The organism is Enterococcus sp. DIV1726a, assembly GCF_051710985.1.
GTDB lineage: Bacteria > Bacillota > Bacilli > Lactobacillales > Enterococcaceae > Enterococcus_B > Enterococcus_B hirae.
Window position 1 is genome coordinate 810,871 of sequence record NZ_JBIOLS010000001.1, and the last position, 23,879, is coordinate 834,749.

General features: G+C 34.7%; 22 protein-coding genes. 20 read left to right on the forward strand and 2 right to left on the reverse strand.

Going from position 1 to position 23,879, the window contains the following annotated elements:
- Window positions 1-8 precede the first annotated feature (8 nt).
- The 11 genes from IGJ27_RS03740 (at window position 9) to IGJ27_RS03790 (ending at window position 14,045) form a co-directional block, all read left to right on the forward strand.
- Entirely contained in the window at window positions 9-1,049 is a 1,041-nt protein-coding gene (locus IGJ27_RS03740; protein ID WP_161651853.1) for a glycosyltransferase family 2 protein, read from the forward strand.
- 252 nt (window positions 1,050-1,301) lie between these two features.
- The gene (locus IGJ27_RS03745) at window positions 1,302-2,147 is read left to right on the forward strand and encodes a LicD family protein (protein WP_010719733.1); all 846 of its coding nucleotides are present in this window, start codon (window positions 1,302-1,304) and stop codon (window positions 2,145-2,147) included.
- A 12-nt stretch (window positions 2,148-2,159) separates the two neighbouring features.
- Window positions 2,160-4,877 carry a DUF5776 domain-containing protein gene (locus IGJ27_RS03750; RefSeq protein WP_178306102.1) on the forward strand — a complete coding sequence of 906 codons (2,718 nt, stop codon included), beginning with the start codon at window positions 2,160-2,162 and terminating at the stop codon, window positions 4,875-4,877.
- Window positions 4,878-5,111: 234 nt separating this feature from the next.
- A complete protein-coding gene (locus IGJ27_RS03755) occupies window positions 5,112-5,813 on the forward strand; it encodes an IspD/TarI family cytidylyltransferase (RefSeq protein WP_010719731.1) in 702 nt (233 codons plus the stop codon).
- Between the two features lie 9 nt (window positions 5,814-5,822).
- Window positions 5,823-6,884 (forward strand): NAD-dependent epimerase/dehydratase family protein, encoded by a 1,062-nt coding sequence (locus tag IGJ27_RS03760; RefSeq protein ID WP_010738171.1) that lies wholly within the window; start codon window positions 5,823-5,825, stop codon window positions 6,882-6,884.
- Complete coding sequence (locus tag IGJ27_RS03765; protein ID WP_010719729.1) at window positions 6,877-7,851, forward strand: glycosyltransferase family 2 protein; 975 nt, start codon at window positions 6,877-6,879, stop codon at window positions 7,849-7,851. Before IGJ27_RS03760 ends, IGJ27_RS03765 begins: the two co-directional genes overlap by 8 nt.
- Window positions 7,852-7,891: 40 nt before the next feature.
- Window positions 7,892-9,328 carry an O-antigen ligase family protein gene (locus IGJ27_RS03770; RefSeq protein WP_178306101.1) on the forward strand — a complete coding sequence of 479 codons (1,437 nt, stop codon included), beginning with the start codon at window positions 7,892-7,894 and terminating at the stop codon, window positions 9,326-9,328.
- Between the two features lie 138 nt (window positions 9,329-9,466).
- The gene (locus IGJ27_RS03775; RefSeq protein WP_034698873.1) at window positions 9,467-10,291 is read left to right on the forward strand and encodes a LicD family protein; all 825 of its coding nucleotides are present in this window, start codon (window positions 9,467-9,469) and stop codon (window positions 10,289-10,291) included.
- Window positions 10,292-10,371: 80 nt separating this feature from the next.
- Window positions 10,372-11,343: a glycosyltransferase gene (locus IGJ27_RS03780; protein WP_010719726.1), complete on the forward strand. Its 972-nt coding sequence runs from the start codon at window positions 10,372-10,374 to the stop codon at window positions 11,341-11,343.
- Between the two features lie 9 nt (window positions 11,344-11,352).
- The gene (locus IGJ27_RS03785) at window positions 11,353-12,777 is read left to right on the forward strand and encodes a lipopolysaccharide biosynthesis protein (RefSeq protein ID WP_010738167.1); all 1,425 of its coding nucleotides are present in this window, start codon (window positions 11,353-11,355) and stop codon (window positions 12,775-12,777) included.
- Window positions 12,778-13,100: 323 nt separating this feature from the next.
- On the forward strand, window positions 13,101-14,045 hold the full coding sequence (locus IGJ27_RS03790) for an NAD-dependent epimerase/dehydratase family protein (RefSeq protein WP_010719724.1): 945 nt from the start codon (window positions 13,101-13,103) through the stop codon (window positions 14,043-14,045).
- Between the two features lie 220 nt (window positions 14,046-14,265).
- Here the strand turns inward: IGJ27_RS03790 and IGJ27_RS03795 are convergent, their stop codons facing one another.
- A complete protein-coding gene (locus IGJ27_RS03795) occupies window positions 14,266-15,435 on the reverse strand; it encodes a serine hydrolase domain-containing protein (protein ID WP_178306419.1) in 1,170 nt (389 codons plus the stop codon).
- Between the two features lie 196 nt (window positions 15,436-15,631).
- On the opposite strand from IGJ27_RS03795, the gene mltG reads away from it, so the two are divergent.
- From mltG to IGJ27_RS03835, 8 genes are all read left to right on the forward strand, one after another.
- Window positions 15,632-16,810, forward strand: a complete 1,179-nt coding sequence (mltG, locus tag IGJ27_RS03800; protein WP_094940982.1) for an endolytic transglycosylase MltG — start codon at window positions 15,632-15,634, stop codon at window positions 16,808-16,810.
- Between the two features lie 142 nt (window positions 16,811-16,952).
- Window positions 16,953-17,432 carry a transcription elongation factor GreA gene (gene greA, locus IGJ27_RS03805; protein ID WP_010719721.1) on the forward strand — a complete coding sequence of 160 codons (480 nt, stop codon included), beginning with the start codon at window positions 16,953-16,955 and terminating at the stop codon, window positions 17,430-17,432.
- Between the two features lie 230 nt (window positions 17,433-17,662).
- Window positions 17,663-18,394 carry a cell wall-active antibiotics response protein LiaF gene (liaF, locus tag IGJ27_RS03810; RefSeq protein WP_178306100.1) on the forward strand — a complete coding sequence of 244 codons (732 nt, stop codon included), beginning with the start codon at window positions 17,663-17,665 and terminating at the stop codon, window positions 18,392-18,394.
- Complete coding sequence (liaS, locus tag IGJ27_RS03815) at window positions 18,391-19,458, forward strand: two-component system sensor histidine kinase LiaS (RefSeq protein ID WP_010719719.1); 1,068 nt, start codon at window positions 18,391-18,393, stop codon at window positions 19,456-19,458. The genes liaF and liaS overlap by 4 nt, the downstream gene beginning before the upstream one ends.
- A gap of 6 nt (window positions 19,459-19,464) precedes the next feature.
- Window positions 19,465-20,097, forward strand: a complete 633-nt coding sequence (locus IGJ27_RS03820) for a response regulator transcription factor (RefSeq protein ID WP_010719718.1) — start codon at window positions 19,465-19,467, stop codon at window positions 20,095-20,097.
- An 85-nt stretch (window positions 20,098-20,182) separates the two neighbouring features.
- Entirely contained in the window at window positions 20,183-20,848 is a 666-nt protein-coding gene (locus IGJ27_RS03825) for a potassium channel family protein (RefSeq protein WP_010719717.1), read from the forward strand.
- A 12-nt stretch (window positions 20,849-20,860) separates the two neighbouring features.
- A complete protein-coding gene (locus IGJ27_RS03830; RefSeq protein ID WP_010719716.1) occupies window positions 20,861-21,154 on the forward strand; it encodes a HesB/YadR/YfhF family protein in 294 nt (97 codons plus the stop codon).
- Window positions 21,155-21,282: 128 nt separating this feature from the next.
- Window positions 21,283-22,230 (forward strand): phosphoglycerate dehydrogenase, encoded by a 948-nt coding sequence (locus IGJ27_RS03835; RefSeq protein ID WP_126344418.1) that lies wholly within the window; start codon window positions 21,283-21,285, stop codon window positions 22,228-22,230.
- Window positions 22,231-22,330: 100 nt separating this feature from the next.
- Here IGJ27_RS03835 and IGJ27_RS03840 read toward each other — a convergent pair whose 3' ends face one another.
- Complete coding sequence (locus tag IGJ27_RS03840; RefSeq protein WP_025480226.1) at window positions 22,331-23,128, reverse strand: DUF1189 domain-containing protein; 798 nt, start codon at window positions 23,126-23,128, stop codon at window positions 22,331-22,333.
- Between the two features lie 240 nt (window positions 23,129-23,368).
- On the opposite strand from IGJ27_RS03840, the gene IGJ27_RS03845 reads away from it, so the two are divergent.
- Window positions 23,369-23,833 carry a GtrA family protein gene (locus tag IGJ27_RS03845; protein ID WP_010719713.1) on the forward strand — a complete coding sequence of 155 codons (465 nt, stop codon included), beginning with the start codon at window positions 23,369-23,371 and terminating at the stop codon, window positions 23,831-23,833.
- Window positions 23,834-23,879: the final 46 nt, after the last annotated feature.

Consider the following 23,879-nt stretch of genomic DNA (forward strand, 5'->3'; position numbering starts at 1 on the left):
AGTGAAAAATGAGTAACCCAAAATTTAGTATCGTCATACCCATTTATAATGCTGAAAGCACGATTGCTCGTACGATCGCATCTTTAAAAGAATTTGATTTTACTGATTATGAAGTTTTGTTAATCAATGATGGTTCGACAGATCAAACGGAAGCAATCATTACGAGACTTATTGAGAACGACCCTAAATTTCGACTGATCACAACGGCTAATCAAGGGCCTGGTTTAGCTAGAAATGAAGGGATTATGCAAGCCCAAGGAACTTACATCTTATTTTTTGATGCGGATGATACGCCGAAAAAAGAAGTTTTATCTGATTATGACAAGCTTTTAGCTAAACATCCAGACACCGATTTGATCGTTAGTTCGTTTATCTTTCGAACGATGGACGGAGAACAGATTATTTCAGAAAAAGAAAATTTAGTGACGGAGCATCATTATCAAAGTCATGATAGTTTTATAAAAGACATGTATCGATTAATGAACGATCAGTTGATGTATGTAGTTTGGAATAAATGTTATCGAAGGGATATTTTAAAACAGAATCAGCTTCTTTTTAAAGGATACAATAGCTGTGAAGACCGTATTTTTAATTTGCATTATTATAAATATTGTCAAAATGTCCTGATGAACCCGAAAATTTCTTATATCTATGAATTTGAAGGTGGCAAAGGAATCACGAATCAGTACCGTCCCAATAAATTTAGTACCTTCAAAGAGTTCTACCAATTAGCAAATGAAGTGACGAATGAAGTCGATAAGCCAGGAATGGCAGCTCTCCATTTAAAAGGAACGACGTCGGTCATCTTTTCTATCTATGGCACTTCGACACGGACAGCAAAAGAAAAAAAAGCTGAAGCAAAGCGAATATTAACGGATCCAACTATTGTTGAGGCGAAAAAAATTGCTTGCACCGACTCTACAGTAAAAAAAGTAACGAAGCAATTGTATAACCTGCCTTGTTCATTCTTTTTAACTGCTGTACGCATCGGAAGTTTTGTTGAAATAAAGATGCCAGGATTGATGGCAACACTAAAACGAGTGTATTAAATAAGCGACCGGAATAGCAGGGTGATATCATTTGCTTTTCAATCGAAATAAAAAAGCAGTGACAGCTGTCATGGCTTTATTCTCACATTTATAAAAGTGTTAGGATAAAAGTTTCTTCTAACACACTATTTATTCGAGTTTGGGTCTTTAGGTTTTCCTTTTGACCCACACTCTTTTTTTGCAAATTTAGACAGATTCTATTTCGGATAAAAAAATAGTTATGATAAAATAAAAATAGAGGGAGCTGTAAGTATGTATAGTAATGATCCTGAATTAAGAAATGTCCAGCAGGTAGTGTTAGAAATCGCTCAATATTTTGTCGATTTTTGTAATAAACACGACCTACTTTGTTATTTTTGTGGCGGTGGCTGTATTGGCTCTATCCGTCATCAAGGTTTTATTCCTTGGGATGATGACTTGGATTTTTTTATGCCTAGACAAGATTATGAAAAAATAAAAGAACTATGGCCAAAATATGCTGATGTTGAACGCTATCCGCTATTGGTTGCTTCTGAGAATTACAATGATCATAATTCATTTATGACCATTCGAGATGCAAATACCACATTTGTCAAAACGTATCAAGAAGGAATGGCTATTCCTCATGGTATACCGATTGATATTTTTCCTTTGGACGGTGCGCCTGAAAAAAGTGCGCAACGAAAAATCCAAAAAATGTGGGCGCTCGTTTATGCATTGTTTTGTTCTCAGGTTGTGCCCGAAAAACATGGGGGAATGATGGCAACAGGTAGCAAGGTGCTTTTAAGTACGTTCTCTTCGCCCAAAATCCGCTATAAGATTTGGCGTTTTGCAGAAAAACAAATGAGTAAGTACTCATTCGGATCGACACCTTATGTCACAGAATTATGTGTCGGACCTAAATATATGGGAAATATTTACCATTTGGAAGATTTTAAATCAGCGATTGTTGTTCCCTTTGAAGAGACAAAAATGCCAATTCCTGTTGGGTATGACCGCTATTTGAAACAGGTCTTTGGTGACTACATGCAATTGCCCCCTGAAGAAGAACAACAGCCTCATCATGAAGCTGTTCTTGTTGATACTAAAAAAGCTTACAAAGTAAACGATACAGTATGAAGGAGAAAAGAGATGAAACGGATTTTTTCTGGTGTACTTTTATGTACATTATTATTAAATAGCTCTATTTCCAATACTTATGCAATTGAAAATATAGCTAAAACTTCTCAATCTAGTCAAGAACAGAAGGCTATGAATAAAGTGGGAACTGAAGAAAAGCAAATGAACGACTCGTCTGATTCAGCAACACTTACCACAACTAACGATACAAAACAATCGGATAGTTCGACAACTACGGAAACATCTACGGCTGAGACTTCTTCGACAGAATCCAGTATGACCAGCAGCTCGACAATCCCCACTCAAGAAAGTACCAGCACTTCGGGTTCCGAGACCGCCAATTCTACGAGTGATTCTACCCAGGACCAGACAGATGCCAATCAAGTTGATCCAAGAGAAGATGCTGAACTCGGGAAAAGAGGGACAAATCATAAAAAAGGTACTTATGCCATGCAACCGTCTGGAAATCAGTATGGGATTATGTCGAGAATGATGTATCCTGATAATGTATATGCAGATAATCCCAATTTACCAAGAAAAGACTTCATTGATGTCGCTAGTTGGAATGGGACAATCTCTGTTGCTGAGTATCAAAAAATTAAAAGTTACGGGGTAACGGGAGTAACCGTCAAGCTCACCGAAGGAACATCATATACTAACCCGTATGCGCAAAGCCAAATCAACAATGCTAAAGCTGCGGGGCTTAGTGTGTCTGCTTATCATTACAGCGTGTATACATCTGTTCAAACAGCTCAGGCAGAGGCAAAATATTTTGCACAAGCAGCGTCAAAATTAGGTTTGCCCAAAAATACGATCATGTTTGATGATGCAGAAGACCCCAACTTGATTTCCGAAGGACGTGATACACAAAAAAATGCTTTGGCTTTCAATCAACAACTAAAAAATCTTGGGTATTCTAATGCTGCACTATATCTTAGTAGAGGTTGGCTAGATAGTGGGTACATCAATCCTGCTCCCTTTAATAAAGAACGTATATGGGTCGCACAATATCCTTATACACCAACACAATCGATGCAGTGGAACAATGATTATGGTGCTTGGCAGTGGTCGTCTCAAATGTTTTTCCCAGGTTTGGCAAATTATCAATCTCGTCCTTTTGACATGTCGATGATTTACAGTTCTTTTTTTGGAACACCAAATACAGGAACCGGACCTGACCTAAATAAATATTATACGACAAATCCTGGAAGAGTCATCGTCAAGAAGGATGATTGTTTTTACAATGATGTGAATTTTACCAGTCCTGGAATGACTGTTAAAGAAAATACTTTAGTTACTGTGAAAAGTATTCAAACAACCGCTAGTGGGATTCCACGCTTATTTACAGATCACGGTTATTTAACAGCAAATAAATCATATGTTGTAGCGGCTCAAAGCAATATTGATTCTTATTTTACAACGAATCCTAAAAAAGTCCGTTTGAAGACCGATGATTATTTTTATGCAGATACAGCTTTTACCCAGCGTTTGAATAAAGTCACGAAAGGTACAGTGGTGGAAGTAGAAAGCTTAGCTTACACGGACTCTGGTATTTTCCGATTAAAAACAAAAAATGGCTATTTGACTGCGAATAAAAATTTGGTCGAACAGTATCGTGATATCTCTGATATGTACTATATGACAAATCCAGGACAAGTCATTGCTCAGACAAATGATCGTTTTTACCAAGATGTCGAGTTTACAAAACCAGGAGAATCAGTCTCAGCTGGTACGGTCATCAAAGTAACGGGAATTGAAAAAACAAAGAGTGGAATACCTCGATTAAAAACAAATAAAGGCTTTTATACAGCAAATAGAGATTACGTGATCGCAACTGTAGCATCAATTGATAATTACTATACGAAAAACCCTGTTCGAATCGTCATGAAAGCCAATGATACTTACTATCGAGACACAGACTTTCTCCATAAAGGAAAAGCAGTGACGAAAGGGTCGCTTGTATCTGTTACAGGTGTCGTATACCGTGAAGGTCAAGTACCGCGATTGCTTACGCCCGATGGCTATTTGACGGCTAATAAAGAGTATGTGCAAGAAGTGCCAGATAATATCTCAAACTATTATTATAGTAATCCAGGATATGTGGTCATGAAGACAAATGATACGTATTATCATGATGTCAATTTCAGTCAAAAAGGGGAGGCAGTCTCTAAAAATGAATTGATTGAAGTGCAAAATGTGGTATTTACAAGTGGTGGAATCCCACGGTTAAAAACGGCAAAAGGCTATTTGACAGCAAATAGAGGTTATGTAACACAATTAGTGAGTGACAGTGATAATTACTTTATCGAAAATCCAAGAAAAATTGTTATGTTGAGGGATGATCGCTATTATTCTGACATAGACTTTAAACAACCAAGTACCGCAATTGCGAAAGGTACGGTGATCGATGTCTTAGGTATCGAGTATACAGCTGGTGGAATCCCACGATTAAAAACCAATAAGGGATATGTTACAGCTAATAAAGGGTATGTTACAGCTGCTGCGAATGCAAATGATAATTATTTTGTGACGAATCCTAAAAGAGTTCAACTGTTGATGAATGATTACTACTATAAAGATCTCAGTTTTACGCAAAAAGGAGCAGCAATTAGCAAAGGAACGATCGTAGAGATCCAATCAATCGAATATACCCCATCAGGACTTCCACGATTAAAAACAGCTGATGGTTATGTGACTGCAAATAAAAAGTATGTTCAAAAAGTAAACTAAAAATAAATAAATCAACACATCAATCGAATGTTCTATCATTCTTTTGATGTGTTGTTTTTTTGTATAATACTTATATTTCACCGAGGCTCAGTGGAAAACATTGAAAGTTATTGGCAGTTGTGAGAAAATGTAAAAGGTTAAATATGGTTTTTATTGAACGGATAGTGAAATAATAGGCAAGTTTTCAATACCTATTTAGTATAAATACACATAAAAGAAAGGAATTTATCTCATATGATTACAGCTATAATTATTGCCGGTGGCGTTGGCAAACGAATGGGGCAGGATATACCAAAACAATTTATTAATATCGAGGGGAAGCCCATCATTATTTATACATTGGAGTCATTCCAACACCATCCACAGATTGATCGAATTCTTGTTGTATGTAAATCAGGTTGGGAAGAAACCATGTGGGCTTATATCAAAGAGTTCAATATCAGTAAAGTCCAATGGGTGATTACTGGCGGATCTAAAGGACAAGAATCAATCAATAACGGTGTACAATTTTTAAAAGATTATTCAGAGGATGATGACACAATTATCATTCATGACGGGATCCGTCCATTGGTGGATGAACTCGTCCTATCAGATGTGATTGTGAAATGTAAGGAATATGGAAATGGTGTGACTTCATTACCGTATAATGAACAGATTTTTATTAAGAAAACCGAAGAAACGACACAACAATATGTGGATCGTAATACGTTACGACGTGTTTCAACTCCACAAGCATACCAATATGGTAAATTACTTTCTGCTTATAATCGGGCGGTCAAAGAAAATATTGGAATGACAGACTCATCTTATACCAATACGATGATGGTGGACTTAGGTGAAACCTTGTATTTTGCGGCTGGTTCTGATAAAAATATCAAATTGACCACAACCGATGATTTAGAGCTTTTCAAAGCATATTTAAAAATGAAAGATTAGGTGAAGAGGATGTCTTTAATAAATAATCCACTATATAAAGATGATTTGCTGAAGGTAGTCGAACATACTCCTGATTTAAAAAGTTTGGATGGTCAATCTTTACTCATGATTGGTGCCTCAGGTATGATTGGTTCTTTTTTAGTCGATACGTTAATGTTAGCAAACCAGTATTTAGGGGTTAATATTAAAGTATATGCAATGGGAAGAAATCGTCAAAGATTGGAAGAACGATTCTCTCCGTATATCTCTGATCAAAATTTTGAGATCATCGAAGGAGACGTGACAGATCCGTTGCCTTTTTCTATTAAGGCTGACTATATCATCCACGGTGCAAGCAATACCCATCCAAAAGCTTATGCAACCGATCCAATTGGCACGATTATGACGAATCTTGCTGGTACAGAACAAGTATTGAAACATGCTGTAGCAACAGAACCGAAAAGAGTGCTTTTCCTTTCAACTGTAGAGATCTATGGCGAAAATCGTGGAGACGTTGAAAAGTTTTCGGAAGATTATTGTGGTTATATTGATTGCAATACTTTACGTGCCGGCTATCCGGAAGGTAAGAGAGTCAGTGAGTCCCTTTGTCAGGCATATATTGCGAAGCATCAATTAGATATTGTGATTCCAAGATTATGCCGTACATTTGGCCCAACGATGCTGTTATCTGACTCTAAGGCTTCTTCTCAATTTATCTTGAATGCAGTGCATGAAGAAGATATTGTATTAAAGAGTGAAGGAAACCAGTATTTTTCCTATATTTATGTAGGTGATGCTGTTTCAGCGATGCTTCATCTCCTTATTCACGGTCAGAATGGAGAAGCTTATAACATCTCTAATGACAGTTTTGATTTGCATCTAAAAGAGCTTGCTCAAAAACTTGCTGAAATTAGTGGGAAGCAAGTCATTTTTGAATTACCTGATGCAATTGAACAACAAGGCTTTTCTAAAGCAAATACGGCAATTTTAAATAATGAAAAAATTAAAGATACTGGCTGGTTCCCGATCTTTAGTCTAGAAGAATCACTGAAGCATACAGTACAGTTAGTTAAGGATGAAATACATGTGTGAAATTAGTATCATCGTACCTGTTTATAAAGTTGAAAAATATTTAAAAAAATGTGTAGATTCCATTCTCGCTCAGACTTTTTCCGATTTTGAACTGATTTTAGTGGATGACGGTTCACCTGATAATAGTGGACGTATTTGTGATGACTATGCAAAGAAGGATGCTCGTGTACGGGTCGTCCACAAACAAAATGGTGGATTGAGTAGTGCAAGAAACGCGGGAATCGAAGTAGCCAAAGGAAAATATTTGGGCTTTGTTGACAGTGACGACTATATCGCAGAAGATATGTATGAACTTTTATATAAAGCAATCATCAAAGAAGAGGCAGACTTATCGATCTGTGGTATTTATGATGTCTACGAGGGAAAAGATCCGATAATCAAACCCACAATCAAAAAAACAGTAACCGCTGAAGAAGCGTTATTATTAATTTTACAAGGAAATATCATCTCTGTTCATGCAGTGAACAAACTCTATAAGCGAGAACTGTTTTCAACTATCCGCTATCCAGAGGGGAAATATCATGAAGATTCTTTTATTATTGTAGATTTATTGAATCAATGCCACAAAGTAGCCATTGATTCTGAACAAAAGTACTATTATTATCATCGTCTTGGAAGTATCAATACAGAAAGTTTTTCAGAAAAACAATTTGAATTTATTGAAGCTTGGGAAAACAATGAAATAAAGCTCAAAGACCGAAGTCAAGAAATCAAAAAAGCAGCACATCAACGTGTTTGTTTTGCTAACTTTTTAGTTCTCGATAAGATTATAGTAGCAAACGTAACGGATCGTCCGGAAACAAAAGAAATCGTAAGTTATTTAAGACATAACTTTCGATTCATTATGGAGAATGAGATTTTTACCAAGAGTCGTAAGTTTTCTACATTACTCTTAATGATTAGCTTACATTTATATAAGTTTCCAGTAGAATTTAGAAGGAAACATATAACTAAAACTAAAGATTAACCGTTACGGTGATTGATCTTTTATACTAATGGAGGATAAAATGTTTACTAAATTTTCAAAGCAATTCCATAGTATAGGACAAAAAATAGCATTGCCCTATATTGTTTTTTTTGAGCTTGTCTTAATCTGTCGGATGGTTAGTGTTTATTCCACACTACCACCAAAAATCGATTCCATCTTTTCGATGATTATCATGTTATTATCAGGAGTCATTTTCCTTAGCCACTTTTTACCAATGATTCTCGAAAAAAAGAAAATAAAAATTGAATATTGGTTAATTGTTTTTATAGTGATTCTAGCAATCAGTACATTGTTGAATCGAGAATATGCTTTCACGGAAAACATCAAACTGATTATTTGGCAATGTATCTTTTTCTTTTGTGTATTTGAAGTGGGAAGAGAAAATAATAAAAAACTATTTACTGTGTTTGAAACGATTCTTTTAGTTGTTTGGTCTGTACTTGTCCTATTTTCTCTTTATTTGTTTTTTGCTCGTGTAAGTTTTTCTACGCCAGTTAAATCATTGTATTATGGCATGCGAATCGGTTTTTTTGAAAATCGTCTTTATGGGATTTTTGTTGATCCAAACTATGCGACAACTATTTCATTGGTTTGTATTATTTTTGCCCTTAGAAAAGCTATTTTTAATCAAAAGCTATGGGTGAAAGTTCTTTCTATTTTTGTTATGTTTGTTCAATTTAGCTATATTTCTCTCTCAGGTTCAAGATCTGGTATGATCCAATTGGTAGTTGCGGCCTTTTTTGGTGTTTTCTTCTTTTACTTATTTTATCAGTCGAAAAAAAATCAATCGTTAGTATTGAAAGTAGTAGGAGCAACAGTCCTAGCTGCGATTAGTTCAGCCGTTGTTTTTGGTGGCGTATCATTGATGAAAACAGGTTACGTCAATGTAGCAAACCGTGTGGAAATCACAAGTCCTAAGGTCGTTGACTTTTTTGAAAAAGATTCAGAGAAAAAAATTCCTGACGAAAAATTGGTCACTACCGAAAGACCGGATGTTGTTGAAAATAAAGATATTTCTAACAGTCGTTTTGCTTTATGGAAAAGTGCAACTGAATTGATGCGACTTGAACCCATTTTCGGAACAACACCAAAAGGTTTTGTGGCAATTGCCAAAGCTAAAATCCCAGAGACTCATATTGCTAAAACGGGGCAAACACCTCACAGTGCCTTTTTCTATCTATTAGCAGCAACTGGTATCTCTGGAACAATTGTTTTTGTCCTGTTTTTACTATCAAAAATGTGGCAGTCTTTGCGGATTCTATTTGCTACAAAGCAAAAAAATTATCTAGAATTTCTGATAGATAATCAAATTGTGTTGATCATCTTAGTCTCTAGTTTATTGATTACTGAAATTATACTAACTAGACGTTCTGCAACATTTATTTTCTGGTTGTATTTAGGAAAACTTCAATATGATTTCGATCAACAAAAACAATTGAACAGACTGGAAAAATAATTAAGGTAATAGGAAAAATCCTTGCAGAGAATCAAAGGATGCAAGGATATTTTCTATTATTGGTCAATTTGATGATCAAAGGCAAATAAATATTCCCGTTCGTTAGTAAAAAATTTAATTGGATATAGGAGACTTCTTATGAGAGAATTAACAATGGCAGAGGTACAAAAAAAAGCAGTTGATATTTTAGTTTATATTGATAAAATCTGTCGTGAAAACAACCTAAAATATACCATATTTTATGGAAGTCTGATTGGTGTTGAACGCCATCAAGGTTTTATCCCTTGGGATGATGATATTGATATCGTGATGCCCCGACCAGATTATGAAGAATTGCTTTTGATCTTAAAAAATGATACAAATTACAAGTTGTTGTCCTTTGAAACAAGAGAAAATTTTAGATATCCATTTGCAAAAGTGATTGACCCAAAAACTGTAGCTAAAACAAAGCAGTTTTTTAGTGGGGAAGAACCTGATTTAGGCGTTTTTGTTGATATCTTTCCTATTGACGGCATTCCAGATTCTGCTACAGAACGTCAAGCTTTAAGAGAGACAACAGAGAATTATCGTCTAAACTTAATGGACACTTTGGGATTAGCTTATGCTCGAAGCTTTGATTTTTTGAAAGCAGTCGTAAAATTAGTAGTGCGTTATCCTCATCATAAAAAATTATTGAAAATCGGAGATAATGTCTATTGGCAAAAAAAATATCAAGAAGCTGCTAAAAAAATCCGATTTGGAGATACGGACACATGTGGTTATTTAGAATGGATTCATATTGATTGGGGTGTTTTTCCAACGCAATGGTTTACTGAATATGAAGACGTCGAATTTGAAGGACACAAAGTAATGGCTATCAAAAATAGAGGAGATTTTCTTACATTGCGTTACGGAGATTACATGACAATGCCACCGGAAAATGAACGCGTGACACACCATCCGTATAACTTTTACGAAAAATAGCCTCTCGAAATGGTTACAAAAAGTAAGACGAAACAACAAAGTAGCATCTTTAATACTATATCTTAGAAGGAGTGAAGTAAATGCGTGAAAAACTGCAAACAACTGTTGTAATGGCTACATATAATGGCGAAAAAAATATTATAGAACAGCTCAATTCTTTGAAAAATCAATCTCAAAAAATTGATGAAGTTATCATAAAAGATGATTGCTCAACTGATCAGACAGTCAATATTGTACGAAAATTCATTGAAGAAAATCAGTTACAGGCTACCTGGCAATTGATTGTTAATGAAGAAAACGTTGGATGGCGAAAAAACTTTTTTAAACTGCTGGATTTAGCAAGTAAAGATGTTGTGTTTACTTGTGACCAAGATGATATTTGGCATGAAAAAAAGATTGAAGAAATGAGTCGTACTTTTGCGAATCAACAAGTTCAAGTTTTAGTATCAGATTATCATGAATTAGTAGAGCCAGGTGGTTTAGCCGAAGAGTTAAAACGGGTTGATACAGAAAAAATAGAGGGACAATCAGAAGAACGAGTGGTTTTTAATGAAAACAACTTATTCCTAAGACGTCCAGGCTGTGTCTATGCTATTCGCCAAAGCTTTATTGCGAATGTGATGCTTTATGCTTCAAGAATGGAGAATGCAGTCCATGATATGTCCATGTGGGGAAGTGCTGTTTTAAGCAATGGGTTATTTCTCTTAAGAAAACCGTTGATTGAATGGCGTAAACATGGTCAAAGCTCTTTTAAAAAAGAAATTGACCAAGCAAACAAAGTAACAGCCTACCAAAAAAGACTAAATACGTTAAGACGAAGATTGCAACGTGTACATGCAGCGAATAACTATTTAGCTAATTTAACTGATATAGATGATTTTGAGAAGAAACAAAAAATGCTCTTGTCAATGATTGATGAACTAGAAATGCGTATTGCTATATTAGAAAAGGAACAGTTATCAACAATTCTTGCTTCTTTCTTCCGCTATAAGCGTAAATTTTATTTTGGTACTGATATCTATCATCTTATAAAATATAAGTCAGGAAAGTGAGGTATCAGCATGAACCATAAAGCAAAAGCTGTCGCAAAAAATCTATATTATACCGTAGCAGCTAACTTTGCTACATTAGGTATTTCTGTCCTTTTAAATTTATTTGTTCCAAAATTATTAGGAGTGACTGAATATAGTTATTGGCAACTCTATGTCTTTTATTCTTCTTATGTAGGATTCTTACATTTTGGTTGGATTGATGGTATTTACTTGAAAATCGGTGGAGAAGAGTACAAAGACATTGATAAACGTTCTTTAGGATCGCAGTTTTGGTATTTAGCGATATTTGAATTTTTTGTTTCGATTTTCGTTATTTTATGGGCTTACTTCTTTATGCCTGGAGAATACCAAGCACTGATCTTGATTTTGACAGCTGTTGTTTCTGTAGTGACCATCGTTAAAACATTTATTCTCTATATTTTCCAATCAACAAATAGGATTAAAGAGTATGCACAGTTATCAAGAAATGATCGCTATTTATATGTTGTCTTAATCGGTATATATTTTGCCACTGGTGGGCGGGAATTTTACTGGTTGATCATTATGGATATCATTTCAAAATTAGTGATTACAATTTGGGGAATGACCCGAATAAAAGATATGCTGCAAGTTAAAATGATTGGTCTAAAAGAACTAGTACCTGAAATCTTAGATAACATTAATATTGGTAGCAAATTAATGTTGAGTAGTATTGCCAGTATGTTAATTATGGGTACGATCCGTTTCTTTGTTCAACAACAATGGTCAATCCAGACTTTTGGTAAATTATCTTTTACTTTAAGTATCTCTAATATGTTTTTGACCTTTATCAATGCGGTGGGGATCGTCATGTTCCCGCTTTTAAGAAGAACAAATCGAGATCGTCTTTCTTCTTTATTTCAAACACTAAGAGGTGTATTTGTTCCTTTGACGTATGCTATTTTGATTTTTTATATTCCAGCAAAAATCGTTTTAGGCATGTGGCTACCTGAATATGAAGTTAGTTTAAGATTCATGGGGATCTTATTTCCAATCGTTATCTATGAAGGAAGAATGTCCTTATTAATCAATACCTATTTGAAGACATTGCGTAAAGAAAAAACGATTCTAATGGTAAACGTCTTGACGTTGACCTTATCCTTACTTCTTTCTCTATTCGTCATTTTCATCATAGGGAATTTAAACTTAACTGTCGGATTAATACTTGCTAGTTTAGCATTCCGTTGTAATTTAGCTGAATTTTTCTTGTGTAGAGATATGAATATTAAAATTGGTGCTAAAATGTTTTTAGAAACCTGTCTAACTTTATTATTCATTTTTAGTAATCTTTGGTTTGATGGCACTTATATGAGTATGGTTGCCTATATTGTGATATATATCATTTATTTAGTGATTGTCCATCGTGGTTTTTTGAGCGACTTAAAAGATTTGCGATACTTAGTCAAAGATCATTAATATAAAGAAGACAGTGAGGGACTGTGACAAAAGACTTGTCACAGTCCCTTATTCTTGCAAAAGGTGATAGAGAAATACATCCTTGACCAACTTCTGCCAAGGCAATAACAAAGAAGCAGCGTTTAAATAAGAAAAATATTATCTACTATTAGAATATTTTATGCATGGTATGGTTTTCTTGTTAGACAGGAGATAACTATTGGAAAGGGAACAATTAGTCTATGATCGCTCTATTTAGGGCATATATATAAGATAGTATTCTCAGAATAAACGTGTTACACTAAACTTATCTTTTATGTAAATCAATAATTGGAGTGAAAATAGTGGAAAAAATATTGATTACCGGTGGGGCTGGTTTTATCGGTTCTACCTTAGCCAATCACTTAGGTAAAGAAAATGTAGTGATTGTTGTTGATGATTTATCAATGGGAAAAGTAGAAAATCTTGAGATGGATAGAAACATCACGTTCATCGAAGGTGATGTAGCGGATTCAGTATTGATGGAAGAAATCATCCGTGCCAATCAATTTGACTATATTTTCCATTTAGCGGCAGTTGCTAGTGTGGCAGATTCGGTTGCCCGACCAGTAGAAACACATCGAGTTAATTTTGAAAGTGTGCTGATGCTGTTAGAATTGATCCGGAAATATCAACCAAACTTAAAACGAATCGTATTTAGTTCTTCAGCAGCAGTTTATGGGGATGAACCAACTTTACCAAAAAAAGAGGAATCCATTATTCGTCCATTAACCCCTTATGCAATCGATAAGTTTGCAGCTGAACAATATGTTTTGGATTACTGTCATTTATATGATGTTCCAGGAAGTGCAGTTCGTTTCTTCAATGTTTACGGACCAAACCAAAACCCAAATTCACCTTACAGTGGTGTGATTTCAATCTTAGTTGATCGTTATAAAAAACAATTAGCGGGAGAAAAAACGTCATTTACTTTATATGGAGACGGTAGCCAATCAAGAGACTTTGTCTATATCGATGATGTGATCCAAGCTTTACTTCTGGTAGCTAACAAAGAATCGGCTTTAGGCCAACAATTTAATGTCGGAACGGGAAAAGCAACTACATTATTAACATTGATCCAGACGATTGATCAAATTTTAGAGACGGAATTAGCTTTAGAATATCAGCCAGAACGTTCAGGAGATATTCACGATTCATTAGCAGATATTTCTAAGATTCAGTCTATTGGTTATCTACCAAAATATGATGTATTAAGTGGTATGAAAAGCTATTTAAAAACTGAAATATAGTGAATAATAAGAGTCGACAGTTCTTATTCGTACACTTGAAAAGTGGATGGAACGAAATCTTAAACTTTGAGAAATAGAACTATGATAGTCGGCTAAATACAGTCGCCATGCAAAAGTCAGATAACATTCTAACTTTTGCATGGCGACTTTTTTTAATAAAAAAATTTTTGAACTATGACGTACTTAATTTTTGGGACGATAATCTTTTTCGTTTTCAGGATTAATTTTCTTCTAATATCTTGGACCCTTCAATTAAATTATAAATTCGATTTCGCAAGTCTAGAGCAGTTAATTTTATTTTTTTATCTGATTGGTCGTTACTTTCCATGACAACCGCATCTTTCAAATCACGTTTGAAAACAGCGACTGAATGGAAACGATTGATGTTTCCTTGTGCCAAAACATAATCATTACCACAATAGACACCACCACGATATGGGTGGCCAGTAGGACTGGGTTTCCATAATGTAAAAAGTAATTTCTGTGGGATCATTTTACCTGATAAAACTTTAGTGAAAAACGTATTTAAATCAAGCACCGACATACTGATATTTCCAGTCCCTAATTCATTATGGATCGCTGTTTGCGATTCAGTTAATGGCTTCCAGTAATCATCACTAGCAGACATCTGATAGGAAAGGGCATGATGCGGAGAGTTTTTGACTTGATCATAAAAAGCGGTCTGTTTCAAATCCAAAGGTTTGATAATCTCATTCTCTACTAATTTTTCATAAGGTTGGTGAGTTAAGTTGATTAAAATACCCGCTAAAATTGTAAAGTTTAATGGTTCATAACGATAAGTATGGTAGTCAACTAATTTTAGATGTTGAACCGCAAATTGGACGACTTCTGTATCTGATAATGGGGTAGTAGGTTTAGCTGTAGGTTTCAACCCAGATCTCATATAAAGTAGATCTTCAATGGAAATCTTTTGACTATTCGGAATTTGAGGATAAAACTTAGCCAATTTCGTATTCAAAGAAAGGTGTCCTAATTCTACTTGTTTGAGAATCAACAGAGCTGTCATCGCTTTTTGAATCGAGCCAATTTGATAGTAAAGATAAGGGCGGTTTAACTGATCATTTTCTTTGTTTGCATAACCATAGCCACGCTCAAAAATCACATGATTATTTTTCTTTACATAAATTGAGCCAATGTAATCATGTTTAATTAACAGGTGGTTGATTTTTTCTGATAATTTTTTTTCTTCAGGTGTAAGCGATAATGTCTGTTTAGGTTTTAGTGAATCGGAATCATTTTTAGCTTGTTCTTTCGTATAAATACTCCATCCTATAATCATACCGGTGGAAAGTACGCTGATACTGAGCAATACTAGAATGATAGAGAAAAAAGGAAATGCCCTTTTTTTTGCATGTTTGCCTTTTTTTATCATTGTGTCATAAGGTCCTTTCATTTTCGCTAATAGTTAAAATAACTATTGTATTCATTGATATTAATTTTAATCTGTTTTCATTTGATTTACTACTTACAATTTTGATAGAATATTTAAATAAATTAATTCACGTCAATCAAAATATCATGTATAATAGATGAAGTTACGAAGTTGATAGTAAGGAGGAGTTGTTTTGTCAGAAAACAAACAACGTCCAGAAGAGAAAAAAAACAGATCAGACCAATCTGCTGAAAAGAATGCAGTCATTAATCAGAGAAAAAATTTGCGAAAAAAAGAAGAAAAAATCGTTGGTAAAATCATTTTAGTGATCGTTTTGACGTTGCTAATCATTGGAGGCGTCCTTGGATTCACCATTTACCGCTATGTGGATAGCGGGTTGAAACCATTGGATCCTAAAAATGATCAACTTGTTCAAATTGAAATACCTAGCGGTTCATCAAATAAACAAATAGGTGAGATACTCGAACAAGATCAAGTGATTAAAAGCGGCATCGTGTTCAATTACTATACTAAATTTAAAAATATGACTGGCTTTCAAGCTGGATATTATCAAATGGCACCAAATATGACTTTGGATGAGATCGGAAAACAATTGCAAGAAGGTGGCACCTCAGAGCCAACTAAAGTAGCAGATGGCAAAATCGTGATACCGGAAGGATACGACATTGAACAAATTGCTGCTAGAGTAGCGAAAGTCACTGGAAAAGATAAACAAGAATTTTTAGATTTGATGAAAGATGAAACGTTTTTCAATGAGCTTTATAAAAAATTCCCAGATTTATTGGACAGTGCGAGCAAAGCTCAAAATGTCAAATATCGCTTAGAAGGTTATTTGTTCCCGGCCACTTATGATTACTACAAAAAAATGTCGTTGAAAGATTTAGTCGTTCAGATGGTAAACAAGACAAATAGCGTGTTACAGCCTTATTTTACAACCATCAAACAAAAAAATATGACGGTTCAAGAAGTCCTGACGTTGGCCTCATTAGTTGAAAAAGAAGGGATTAAAGAAAACGATCGTAAAAACATCGCCCAAGTATTTTTCAACCGTATCAAGGCAGATATGCCTTTACAATCAGATATCTCTGTTTTATATGCTTTGGGAGAACACAAAGAAACGGTATCTTATAAAGATACGGCTGTCGACTCTCCATATAATCTATATACGAACACAGGTTATGGTCCTGGACCATTTGATAACCCTAGTGAAGCAGCTATCGAAGCCGTATTAGAGCCGACTCAAAATGATTACTACTATTTTGTGGCAGATATCAAAAAAGGCGATGTTTATTTTGCAAAAACTTACGAAGAACATTTGGAATTAGTTGATAAATATGTCAATAATTCGTAGAATAGTATTTGTATCATCGACTATTTATTTAAAATAGAAAAACATTTACATTTTAGGAAAAGCGTGGTAATCTTTTTTGGATTATATTCCTCAAAAGATTACTTTTTGCGGTATTCCATAGATCAAGAAGGAGACGTTATACATGGTTGAGAAAGTTTACCCGATGACTCTAGAAGGCAAAGCCAAACTAGAAGAAGAATTAGAACAATTAAAAACAGTTAAACGCGGAGAAATCATTGAACGCATTAAAATCGCTCGTGGATTTGGTGATCTATCTGAAAACTCAGAGTATGAATCTGCTAAAGATGAACAAGCGTTTGTTGAAGGTCGAATCACAACAATCGAAAATATGATTCGTTTTGCTCAAATCATTGACAATGACGGTGTTGATGCAGATGAAGTATCAATTGGTAAGACAGTAACATTTATTGAATTACCGGATGGTGAAGAAGAAGAATACACAATCGTAGGAAGTGCAGAAGCTGATCCATTTTCTGGTAAAATTTCTAATGATTCACCAATTGCTCAAGCTTTGATTGGTAAATTAGTCAATGATGAAGTAACGATTGCTACCCCTGGTGGCGATATGTTAGTTAAAATCGTTAAAGTAGAGCAAGCATAAGAAATACTTGAACAAAAATGAAGTTGTGACATCTACAACTTTGAGCAATAAGCCGAAGAATCAGAAAATCGTTTCTCCGATTTTTGGGATTCTTCGGCTTATTTATTTTTCTAAGGAACGAGTGTCCAGAACCATTTGACTTAGGACAAACTTTACATCTCAAGTCCTATAGTATATTTCTAAAAAAATAGCTATGATAGAATGAGAATGTGCATGAAAGGAGAATAAAGATGAATAGTTCTTGGCGTTTTTTTATCGTAGTCGAGGCTTTATTATTACTATTTGCAGTTTGGCAAATTGTGAACAACGTAGAATTACTTCTTCTCGTATTGTTTGGTGCATTGAACATATATTTAGCATTAAGAAAATATCCACGATCCGGATTTCGAAATTTTCAATTGATTATAGGGAGTTTGATCGTTTTCTTTAGTTTAGTCAATAGCCCTGCACTATGGTTGATGGCAGTATTTGCGATCTTGTTTATCGGACTAAAAGGGATTGAAATTTCTGGGATTGATCTAACAAAAAATACCTTTTGGCGAAAGAAACAGATGATCATGGTACAAACCGATCAATTAAAAACACATAATAATGAACGAAAAAAACAACAATTATTTGGAAATCAACGTATTGGTAATGATGTTTATGAATGGGATGACATCAATATTGCTTTAATTTCAGGGGATACGATCATTGATCTTGGCAATACATTGTTACCAAAGGATGATAATATCGTTATTGTGCGAAAAGGAATTGGCAGAACGAGAATTTTGGTACCTTTAGGGATCGCCATCAGTTTAGAGCATGCGACACTTGTTGGAAATGTTTTATTTGAAGAGGAACAATTTTCATTAAAAAATGAATCCATCAAAATTTATAGTAACGATTATGATGAAAACCCAAGACGGTTAAAAATCATCACGAATACATTACTTGGTGACGTTGAGGTGATACGTGTATGATGAGCAGATTATCAAAATTAATGATGGCAATCTATGCCTCAGCGGCTTCTTTTTTAATCATCTTGTTTTCGTTGTTCACTTATTTTTATGCAAGTAACCAAACGAATTGGTGGCGTGCCATTTTAAGTGCAAGACTATTGTATGTGCCGCTGATTTTTCATTTGTTTGCTATTGCCTTAGGTGTCGGATTAGTGGTTTTTTTGATAGTATCACTTATCCAAAAAGCAAAGTATGGTAAAATTGAAGAAAAATTAAGAGCATTATCTTCTGGTAATTATGAGTCTAGTCATTTGAATGAACCCATTCCCAGTGCAAATGATGATATTTATGTACAAGATATTGATAAAGAAATAACCAAAATAAAAGAAAAAATGATTGAAGTTTCTAGTGAACTACAAATTATCACTAGCAGACCCCAGTATGTGGATGGACAGACAAGAGAGGAAATCTTAGAACTAGAAAGACATCGTTTAGCCCGGGAACTCCATGATTCTGTCTCACAACAATTATTTGCAGCGATGATGATGATGTCTGCTTTAACAGAACAAGCCGAAAAAACAGATAGTTCAGAAATATTTCGCAAACAATTACGTATGGTTGCTGATATCATCAATGCTTCTCAATCTGAAATGCGCGCGCTCCTACTTCATCTTCGCCCAGTGAATCTGGAGGAGAAGAGTTTGAAACAAGGAATTGAGCAATTATTAAAAGAACTACAAAATAAAATTCAAATTTCATTGAAATGGGAGATCGAAGACGTAAAATTGTCCAATTCGATTGAAGATCATCTTTTTCGTATCGTGCAAGAATTATTATCCAATACATTACGTCACGCTAAAGCAAATGAATTAGAAGTTTATTTACACAAAATCAATAATAACTTATTGTTACGAGTGATTGATGATGGTACCGGGTTTAATATGAACGAAACGAAAACAGGTAGTTATGGATTAAATAATATTAGGGAACGAGTAGCAGGTATTGGTGGAACAGTTAAAATTATTAGTTTTAAAGGACAAGGCACCAGTATTGAGATCAAAGTTCCTTTGATCAAGGAGGCATAATTGAAAATGATACAAGTATTACTCGTAGATGATCATGAAATGGTTCGCTTAGGAGTATCCTCTTATTTATCGATTCAAGAAGACATTCAAGTGATCGGTGAAGCAGAAAATGGTCGAGAAGGCTATGAAAAAGCAATGGAATTACGACCTGATGTGATTTTGATGGATCTTGTTATGGAAGAAATGGATGGGATTGAATCAACTAAAGCTATTTTAAAAGACTGGCCTGAAGCAAAAATAATTATTGTAACCAGTTTTATCGATGATGAAAAAGTTTATCCAGCCATTGAAGCTGGTGCAGCGGGATATCTATTAAAAACTTCTACCGCTCATGAAATTGCAGATGCGATCAGAGCAACTCAAAGAGGGGAACGAGTGCTAGAACCTGAAGTAACAACAAAAATGATGGAAAAAATAAGTAAGAGAAACGAGCCAATTCTTCATGAAGAATTGACAAAACGCGAAAATGAAATCCTGATGCTGATAGCAGAAGGAAAAAGCAATCAAGAGATCGCAGATGAATTATTTATTACTTTAAAAACAGTCAAAACCCATGTCTCAAATATATTAGCAAAATTAGAAGTAGAAGATCGAACGCAAGCAGCTATTTATGCTTTCAAACATGGATTAGTTAAATAAATTGTTTATTCTACAAAAGAAAGCTTACTTTCGTTTTTAGAAAGCCTTTGCTATACTTAAATAAAATAGGTAAGGGAGGAAGCAAGTGAAACAAAATTTTGCAATTGTCGGGCTTGGACGATTTGGTGGCAGTATTTGCCGAACCTTAGTTGAAGCAGGACAAGAAGTATTAGCAATTGATAGCAATGAAGATCGAGTCAATGAATATATGAATATCGCTACTCATGCAGTTGTAGCAAATGCACAAGATGAAATGACATTGCGTTCACTAGGAATCAGAAATTTTGATCATGTGATCATTGCAATCGGTGAAGATATCCAAGCAAGTATCCTCGTTACATTAATGGTCAAAGAGATGGGAGTTCCCAACATCTTAGCTAAAGCTCAAAATGAATATCATGCAAGAGTGTTAGAAAAAATCGGAGCAGATCGTGTGGTTCACCCGGAAAGAGATATGGGGATTCGTATTGCTCATAATCTTGTTTCAAAAAATATATTGGATTACTTAGAACTATCGGATCAATTTTCTCTTGCAGAAATTCGAGTTTCTAATCCCAAATTTTTTAATAAAACATTAGCGGAGCTGAATTTTAGGCAACGTTATGATCTAACAGTTGTAGCAATTCGACGCTTTGATCGTTCGGTCGTTGTTTCACCTTCAGCAGATGAATATGTCAGAGAAAATGATAATTTATTAGTAATTGGGGAAACCGAAGATGTAGATATATTAGACGATAAAATGAATCAATAAGGAGATGCAGGAATGAAATTATCAGTAACAGATAATGCACGTAAATGGTTCGAAGAGGAAGTAACCATCCCTGAAAATTATGGGATTCGTTTTTTTGGGAAAGTCTACGGCAAGACAGAAGTACATGATGGTTTTTCTATCGGAATGTCTGTCGAACAGCCTGAACGACCAATCAAAGAAGAAACCATTGACGGGATGCTGTTTTTTATTGAAGAAGCAGATGACTGGTTTTTCAAGGGGTATGATCTTGTTGTTGATTATGATGCATCTTTAAATGAGCCAACTTATCATTTCAAAGAACAATAAAACAAAGGAGCGTTTCTTTAGCTACCATTAGCTTGGAAAACTCCTTTTTTATATTTACCTCTTTTTTCATAAGACTGAGTCACGAAATACTTGATTACAATTAGTAATAGAAGGGATGCGTAACTAAGATGGCAGAAAAAATTATTTATTTAGATCGAGGATTTAGACAAGAATTTATTGATAAAATGACTGAATTAGCGCCTAATTATGTCATAAAAACTGAGCTTGAACCTACAGATTTGATGAATGTTGAAATTAGTTTAGGGTGGAATCGCCAATACGAAAGAGAGCTATTAGCATCTCCAGGGTTAAAATGGGTACATTCGATCTCGGCAGGGGTAGACACTTTACCACTAACGGCATTTTCTGAAAAAGGGATCTTACTTTCAAATGGTAGTGGTATTCATAGTGAATCAATAGCTGAACACATCATGGGAGTGATTTTAGGCTATTCTCGAGGGCTGTTCCAAGCACAAAAAGCACAAGCAAAGAAAGAATGGTTAGGAACTCATGTCCATTATCAGCCATTAGAAAAACAAAAATTATTGATCATCGGAACGGGGCAAATCGGCAAGATGGTTGCTGAGAAAGCAGACAGCTTTTCTATGGTCAGTTATGGGATAAATACTACCGGGCATCCAGTAGAAGGATTCAGTCAAACGTATTCCTTAAACGAAGTGGAAAAAGTAGTAGCTGATATGGATATCATTGTAAATATTTTGCCTCTGACAGAGCAGACTAAGGGCTTCTTTAATTATGAATTATTCAAAAAATTCGCTTCCCATGCGTTATTCATCAACGTTGGACGTGGGGCTTCTTTAAAGACAGCTGATTTAGTTCAGGCATTAAATGAAGAACAACTCGCCTTTGCAGCATTGGATGTTTTTGAAGAAGAACCATTACCTGAAAAAAGCCCATTGTGGGAAATGGATCAAGTATTGATTACGCCGCATATCGCTGGCTTAACCTCAGATTTTCAAAATAAGTTAATGACAATCTTTCTAGCCAATCTTAAAAGCTATGTCACAAATCAAGAGCTTAAGATAAATGAAGTGGCATTACAAAAAGGATATTGATCCTTACTTAGAAAAATAGTTGACATTAAAAAACGACTTTCTTTGACTAGCGTTGCCGCCTAATCGAAGAAAGTCGTTTCCTATGTTTGACATTCGTGAACTACATCATTTGGCTTTTTGGCCAGCCTTTTACCGCCTGTGCAAAAATAAAAAGTCCTGCTATTGCGATAAAAGCACTTGTGTCAAAAGCCGGTAAGAAAATCATTAAGATCGTGGCTAAGACTGTTGGTAGGGTGATTGAATAGATCATCGTTTTTAAACAATCAAGAAAAGAAGCGCCAGTCAAACGTAAACGCGCATAAATATAAGCAGCAAAATTAGCTAAAAGTAAAGTAACGATCAAATTCAAAAAGCTTGGATAAATAGAAATTAAGAAAGTCACTATCTTGATCCAAAATGGAATTGTTGCTTCACTTAAGGTTGTACGCAATTGTTTTCCTGTTAGATTTTTTAAGGCATCATTTTTATAGTCAAGTTCAAGTGAGTTATTGTTTAGAAAAGTAGTACCGGTATTAGGCAAAGCTACGACGAGTTTATTTTTTAGTAGTCCAACACTAAGAAAATTTCCGACTAAGTCAGAAGTAATATCTTTTTCAGATCGTTTGCCTTCCGGATCAAAAGTAAAGATGATAGAATTTGTTTGATAGATGAAACCTTCATGATCTGCTGCATCAATTTTCCCGTTTTTTATGGAAAAATCTGGAATCTTGGTGGCAATTTTCTGACCATCTTGTTTGATGTTTTCTAGCACTTGAAACACTTGATAGGAAATAGGCAAAGCCATGATGATGCTAAGGACCAAAAGATAAAGAACCGATTTAGCGAACGGGGTTTTTCTAGCATTTTTGAGCTCTTTAAATTGCGTGAATGAGCTGATAATTAATTGTTTTGTTGTCATAGTTACTCCTTCTATACATAATGTCATCATTAGCAATTCTAGCGAAGTCTTAGAAGAAATACAAGGGGAAATACCAATTGGCAATCTTCCTTTAAGGTTCATGTGAGAACCTGCTTTTATAAAAAATAACGAGAATGTTAAAATTTGCTAGTTACAAAGATGAATTTAAGGAATAAAGATGAAAACCAGAGACAAATAAGGTATGATGAATAAGAATTGATTAGTAAGGTAGGATGAACGATGAATTTTTATTATCGAGTGAGACAATTTTTAGAAGAAAAAGGTTACTGGGAAATATTTATTTACCTATTTTTTGGTGGTTTAGCAACAGTCGTGAATATCGTTACTTTTGCAATTGCATTACAGATGCTCCATCTAAGTATGCCGATAGCAAATACTATTTCTTGGATTTGTTCTGTTTTATTTGCTTTTGTAACGAACAAATTATGGGTATTTCATTCCAAGTCACCTAATTTTTTCCATTTAGTTATTGAATTTAGTAAATTTTTGTTCTATCGGATTCTTTCTTATGGTATGGATATGGGTTCCATGTTGCTGCTGATTCAGGTGATGCACACAAATGATTATGTGGCTAAGATTATTACCCAAGTCATCGTGGTAGTCGCCAATTATGTCTTTAGTAAATTGTTTATTTTTAAAGGGACAACCATTATTGAGGAAGAACTTCCTGAAAAAGAGAAGTAAAATCCACAGTAGGCATAATTTTTGAAGAATTCCTTGCTCTTTGTTA